Here is a 6,000-nt window from a genome sequence, read left to right as displayed (position 1 = left end):
GCCAGCGGGAGAGGGAGCGCACCGCCGCTGCGGCTACGACCACCCCGATCTCATCGCTATTTGACAATGCTCTCCTTCATCGCTCAACGTGTCCTAAAGGGCGTGATCGTCCTGCTCGCGATCGTCGTCCTCAATTTCTTCCTGATCCGGCTTGCGCCCGGTGATCCCGCGGTCGTGATGGCGGGCGAGGCCGGGGCCAGCGACCAGATCTTCGTCCAGCAGCTCAGGGAGAAGTTCGGCCTCGACAAGCCGCTGCCCGAGCAGCTCTTCGTCTACGTCAAGGGCGTCGTGACGCTCGACCTCGGCTTCTCCTTCCGCCAGCAGGCACCGGTGTCGAAGCTGATCCTGGAACGGCTGCCGGCGACGCTGTTGCTGACGCTGACGGCGTTCGCGATCTCGCTGATGCTCGGCATCCTGTTCGGCACCTTCGCGGCCCGCTTCGCGGGGACCTGGCTCGACACCGCAATCACGATCTTCGCGCTGATCTTCTACGCCATGCCGATTTTCTGGGTGGCGCTGATGGGTATCCTGTTGTTCTCGGTCGCGGTCGATTGGCTGCCGAGCTTCGGCTACGAGACGGTCGGCGCCAACCTCACCGGCCTTGCCCATGTGGTCGACGTCGCAAGGCACCTGATCATGCCGGCGATGACGCTCGGCCTGTTCTTCATGGCGACCTACACCCGCATGACGCGCGCCTCGATGCTGGAGGTGAAGCGGCTCGACTTCGTCAAGACCGCGCGCGCGAAGGGCCTTTCCGACGCCGTGATCCAGCGCCGCCACGTGCTCCGCAACGCGCTGCTGCCCGTCGTGACGCTCGCCGGCGTCCACTCCGGCACGCTGATCGGCGGCGCCGTCATCACCGAGACCGTATTCGCCTGGCCAGGCATCGGACGCCTGATGTACGACGCCCTGCTGCAGCGCGACTACAATCTGCTGCTCGGTGTCTTCGTGATCTGCTCCGCCATGGTCCTGACCTTCAACCTCATCACCGACCTGGTCTATCGCCTGGTCGACCCGCGCATCGAATTCACCTCATGAAACAGTTCTGGAAATCGATGCTGAGGAGCCCGAGCGGCGTCATCGGGCTCATCATCCTGCTGCTTGCCATCTCGGTCGCGGTGTTCGGTCCGCTGCTGTTCCCGAACTCGCCCTGGCGCATGGTGCAGCGGCCGTTCCTGCCGCCGTTCACGCTCGCGACCGTGCCGCTCGGCACCGACGCGCTCGGCCGCGACGTGTTCGCCGGCATGATCTTTGGCGCACGCGTCTCGCTGCTCGTCGGCTTGGTCTCCACACTGGTGGCGCTGGTCGTCGGCGTGCCGATCGGCGCCATGGCCGGCTATTTCGGCGGCAAGGTCGACGACGCCTTGATGCGCTTCACCGAGTTTTTCCAGACCATCCCGAGCTTTGCGCTCGCGATCGTGCTGGTCGCGATCCTGCAGCCCTCGATCTATTCGATCGTCGCCTCGATCGCAGTGGTGAGCTGGCCGCCGGTGGCCCGTCTCGTCCGCGGCGAGGTGCTGTCGCTGCGCACGCGGGAGTACGTCCAGGCCGCCGTTGTCACCGGCCAGAGCAACACCTGGATCATCCTGCGCGAGATTTTGCCGAACGCGCTGTCGCCGGTGATCGTGCTGGCCTCGCTGATGGTGGCGACCGCGATCCTGCTGGAGTCCTCGCTGGCCTTCCTCGGCCTCGGCGATCCCAATCTGATCTCGTGGGGCTATATGGTCGGCGCCGGCCGCACCGTGATCCGCCAGGCCTGGTGGATCACCGTGTTCCCCGGTGTCGCCATCCTGATCTCGGTGCTCGGCTTGAACCTGATCGGCGAAGGCCTCAACGACGCGCTCAATCCGCGCCTGTCGCGCGAGGGGCGCTGACCATGACCGCCCCCGCCACCGTCTCCGTCAAGAACCTGCGGATCGCGCTGCCCAAGAGCGCCGAGCGTCCGTACGCTGTCGACGGCATCTCGCTGGACCTGAGGGCCGGCAAGATCGTCTGCGTCGTCGGCGAATCCGGTTCCGGCAAATCGATGTGCGCGCACGCGCTGATGGGCCTGCTGCCTGATACGGTCGACGTCACGTCCGGCGAGATCATGTTCGAGGGCCGCGACCTGCTCAAGCTCGACGATGATGGCTGGCGCGATTTGCGCGGCCGCCGGCTCGCGATGATCTTTCAGGAGCCGATGACCGCGCTCAATCCGCTGATGCGGATCGGCGACCAGATGGCGGAGATGTTCGAGGCGCACGGCCTGCTCACGCCGAGGGCGCGGCGCGCCAAGGCGCTGTCGCTGGCGCGCGAGGTCGGCCTGCCCGACCCCGAGCGCATCGTGCGGGCCTATCCGCACCAGCTCTCCGGCGGCCAGCGCCAGCGCGCCATGATCGCGATGGCGCTGGCGCTCGAGCCGGCGGTGCTGGTCGCCGACGAGCCGACCACCGCGCTCGACGTCACCACGCAGGCGCAGATCCTCAAGCTGATCCGCAACCTCCAGCGCAACCGCAACATGGCGGTGATGTTCATCACCCATGATTTCGGCGTGGTCGCCGACATCGCCGACCAGGTCGTGGTTCTCCGCCACGGCAAGGTCGTGGAGGAAGGTCCCGTTGCAACCGTCTTCAACGAGCCGCAGCACGACTACACCAAGGCGCTGCTCGCCGCCGTGCCGACCATGGATCCGCCGGCACGCACGCTGCTCGACGATCAGGCCAAGGCGGTCGAGGTGATCGGGCTGGACAAGACTTACGTCACCTCGGGCGGCTGGTTTCGCGAGGACCGCCGCGTCGATGCCGCGCGCGAGGTCAATTTCAACATCCTCAAGGGCGAGACGCTCGGCCTGGTCGGCGAGTCCGGCTCCGGCAAATCGTCGGTGGCACGCCTCGTGATGCGGCTGATCGAAGCCGACCGCGGCACGGTGCGGATCGGGGAGACCGATCTCACCTCGCTCACCGGCAAGGCGCTGCGCGCCGAGCGCCATCGCATCCAGATGATCTTTCAGGATCCGTTCGCTTCGCTCAATCCGCGCCGCAAGGTCGGTCACATCATCGCCGACGGCCCGATCGCGGCGGGCACCGATCCGAAAGTGGCATTCGACCGCGCCCGCGATCTCCTCAAGATGGTCGGCCTCGATACCGGCGCGCTCGAGCGCTATCCGCATGAATTCTCCGGCGGCCAGCGCCAGCGCATCGGCATTGCGCGCGCGCTCGCGCTCGAGCCAGAAATCATCGTCGCGGACGAAGCCGTCTCCGCGCTCGACGTCTCCGTGCAGGCCCAGGTCCTGAGGCTGCTCGAAGACCTCAAGGCGCGCCTTGGCCTGTCGATGCTGTTCATCACCCACGATCTGCGCGTTGCAGCCCAGATCTGCGACCGCATCGCGGTGATGCAGCGCGGCGCCATCGTCGAGCTGAAGCCGACCGCGCAACTCTTCGCCGCGCCCGAGCATGACTATACGCGCGAGCTGCTGGCGGCGGTGCCGGGACGCAAGGAGCGCGCTCCGGCGGCGTGAGACGAGCGGTATTTGGTTCCGACTGGACGCCGATTTTCCGGCCGGCTCGCCCTGGGAACAGGGCAGTCACGCGCTTGTTATTGCTCCCTCACCGTTGCTCCCGCTTCAAAGCGGCAAGCCGCGTCCTACATGCATGACATGACGAACATCATTCAATGGTGACGTACCGACCAATGTTTGGAGCGAATATGGGCGAAGTCATTCAGTTTGTCTCGAAATCCGAGCGCGAGCGTGAGCGCCTCATTCGAGAAGCGCGCGCAATCTATGACAGCATCTTCCCGCCGGCTGATCCGGTCAGCGAACGGGAGGCCGGAGCCAGTGTTCGCCGCGGCGACGGGGGCAATTTCGCGTGATCAAGATCATCGCCGTGCTCTGTAACCTCGCCTCCCCGGCCAGTTGCCACGAGCAGATCGTCACCACGTCGGACTTTGCCGAGGTCTCGATGCAATCGTGCCTGATGGGTGCGCCGCAGCTCGCCCAATGGATGAACCAGCATCCGGCCGAGCGCCTCGCCGGATGGCGCTGCGTGATCGGCCAACAGGGCCGCAGGGGCGCCTGAGATCGCAAGGACCGGATCGAACGTCGCGATCCGGTTGAGCCGTGACGACGGCGCATCTCCAAGCTAGGATGGCATCGCGCTGCCTGGCCAAGGGGAAGCCGGATGGAGGTCGCCAGCCTCATTCTTCCCGTGTTCGCGATCATCGTCACCGGCTGGCTCGCCGGAGCGCTCGGCTATCTCTCCCGCTCGCTTGCCGATGCCCTGGTGCATTTCGCCTACAACGTCGCGATGCCGGCGCTGCTGGTCGTCACGATCGCGCAGGAGCCGGCACGCAATCTGCTGGAATGGCGTTTCCTGCTCGCCTTCGGCGGCGGCTCCCTGATCTGCTTTGCGCTGGTGTTCCTGGCGGTGCGCGCGGGTGGCAGGCACGATCTCGCCAGCAGCACCATCCATGGCATGGCCGCGGCGATGACCAATACCGGCTTCGTGGCGCTGCCGATCCTGCACGCGATCTACGGCCAGCCCGCCGTCTTGCCCGCGGCGGTGGCGACGGTGTTCGTGGCCGGCGTGATGTTTCCGCTCACGGTCATTCTGCTGGAAAGAGATGCGCGCGGGGCTGCGCATTCGGCCGGACTGGTGAAGCAGATCCTGCTCAATCCGATGGTCCTGTCGACGCTCATCGGTCTCGGATGGGCGATCACGGGCTTGCCGTTTCCAGCGCCGGCCGTTGTCTATCTGAACATGATTGCCGCTGCGCTCACGCCCTGCGCACTGTTTGCCATCGGGCTTGGCCTATCGGTCGAGGGCCTGCGATCGAACCTGAAGGCATCGTTCGCGCTCGCGGCCGTGAAGCTGGTGGTGATGCCAGTGATCGTCTACGGACTCTGTGTGGTCCTGAGCCTCAACCCACTCTATACGGTCGCCGCCGTCATCTGCGCGGCGGTGCCGACGGCGAAGACCGTGTATGTGCTGGCGCACGAACACAAGGTCGAGGAAAAGCTGGTCGCTGCCACGGTCTCGGTGACGACGATGCTGTCGGTCGCGACATTGCTGGTCGCGCTCTATCTTCTCTCTGGCCTCGCGACCGGCACACGGTGACCGGTATTGGTTCGCCACCCTGCGCAGTCGCGCACTATCTGACCGGCGGGTTTGTGTTGTTCCAGGTCGGGACCGAGTTGGTCACGCCGACCGAAGGCCAATTGTAGGTTCCGACCGAAGGCGCAGTGACCGTCCCGACGGTCTGTCCAGAGCTGCCGTAAGCGCTCGACTGCGTGGCCATCGACCCTCCAGCGCTGCCATAGCTCGGGGCCACGACGCCGGAGCTGTAGTATCTGGCGGACCTGTGCTTCTTCGCCTCGACAACGGAGGGGGCCGTAGCCAGCCCGATCGTGATAAGTGCGGCAATCGCGAATTTGACGCTTGTCATGGCTGATCCCTTCGTCGCCGTGGACCCCGTTGTGCCAACTGTTCATTCATCGGGAAATTTCCATAGCACTCCCGTTCATAACTCCGTGTGCGCGCAAAGGTGCCGGAGCGCGCTCGAGCGGCTGATCAGCGCCGCCGCGGGCGGCAGGCCTTGCGGTTGTGCCGCTCTTTCACCGTCGCGACCGAATGCATTAGCTCCTTGAAGGCCGCGACCGCCTTGTCATCGCCGAGTGCGCCGTCGCCGAGCGCTTCCAGATGCTCGATCACCACGAGCAGCGCATCCGAGATCTGGCCGATCTGCTTGCCGTAACTGCCGACATCTGACAGCAGGTCCTTCTCGACCTCCGGCGCCGAGGATTGCCCGACTGTGATGTTGATGAGACCAAACTGGCCGCCGGTGGGACTGAAGAATGACGTGATCGGGTTGATGGACTGCACGACGTCACCCGACAGGGGCAGCTTGAACACGGGCATGCGGTTGTCCTTCCTTCACTGAGCCCGGCGAGCGCGAGACTAGCACGCCGCATCGCGCACTGCGCGCATCGCCTTCGGCTGGACCCGAATCAGCGTTAGTGCATTG

At 65.4% G+C, this 6,000-nt stretch carries 8 protein-coding genes; 6 read left to right on the top strand and 2 right to left on the bottom strand.

From position 1 onward, the window contains the following. Window positions 1-66: 66 nt before the first annotated feature. The 6 genes from QCM77_RS21155 (at window position 67) to QCM77_RS21130 (ending at window position 5,093) form a co-directional block, all read left to right on the top strand. Complete coding sequence (locus tag QCM77_RS21155; RefSeq protein WP_279684745.1) at window positions 67-1,038, top strand: ABC transporter permease; 972 nt, start codon at window positions 67-69, stop codon at window positions 1,036-1,038. Next, entirely contained in the window at window positions 1,035-1,874 is an 840-nt protein-coding gene (locus QCM77_RS21150; protein ID WP_279684736.1) for an ABC transporter permease, read from the top strand. Before QCM77_RS21155 ends, QCM77_RS21150 begins: the two co-directional genes overlap by 4 nt. A 2-nt stretch (window positions 1,875-1,876) precedes the next feature. Further along, a complete protein-coding gene (locus QCM77_RS21145; protein WP_279684734.1) occupies window positions 1,877-3,496 on the top strand; it encodes an ABC transporter ATP-binding protein in 1,620 nt (539 codons plus the stop codon). A gap of 188 nt (window positions 3,497-3,684) precedes the next feature. Continuing rightward, complete coding sequence (locus tag QCM77_RS21140; protein WP_279684732.1) at window positions 3,685-3,849, top strand: hypothetical protein; 165 nt, start codon at window positions 3,685-3,687, stop codon at window positions 3,847-3,849. Next, window positions 3,846-4,055, top strand: coding sequence for a hypothetical protein (locus QCM77_RS21135; protein ID WP_279661140.1), 210 nt, complete (start codon window positions 3,846-3,848; stop codon window positions 4,053-4,055). The genes QCM77_RS21140 and QCM77_RS21135 overlap by 4 nt, the downstream gene beginning before the upstream one ends. Window positions 4,056-4,157: 102 nt before the next feature. Next, a complete protein-coding gene (locus tag QCM77_RS21130; protein WP_279684730.1) occupies window positions 4,158-5,093 on the top strand; it encodes an AEC family transporter in 936 nt (311 codons plus the stop codon). A gap of 34 nt (window positions 5,094-5,127) precedes the next feature. Here QCM77_RS21130 and QCM77_RS21125 read toward each other — a convergent pair whose 3' ends face one another. Beyond that, entirely contained in the window at window positions 5,128-5,421 is a 294-nt protein-coding gene (locus QCM77_RS21125; protein WP_279661138.1) for a hypothetical protein, read from the bottom strand. Window positions 5,422-5,546: 125 nt separating this feature from the next. Next, window positions 5,547-5,894: a hypothetical protein gene (locus tag QCM77_RS21120; RefSeq protein ID WP_279661137.1), complete on the bottom strand. Its 348-nt coding sequence runs from the start codon at window positions 5,892-5,894 to the stop codon at window positions 5,547-5,549. Window positions 5,895-6,000: the final 106 nt, after the last annotated feature.

The sequence above is a fragment of the Bradyrhizobium nivariense genome (assembly GCF_029846695.2).
GTDB lineage: Bacteria > Pseudomonadota > Alphaproteobacteria > Rhizobiales > Xanthobacteraceae > Bradyrhizobium.
Note: the sequence above shows the minus strand (reverse complement) of the source record. Positions and strands in the feature narration are given on the sequence as shown.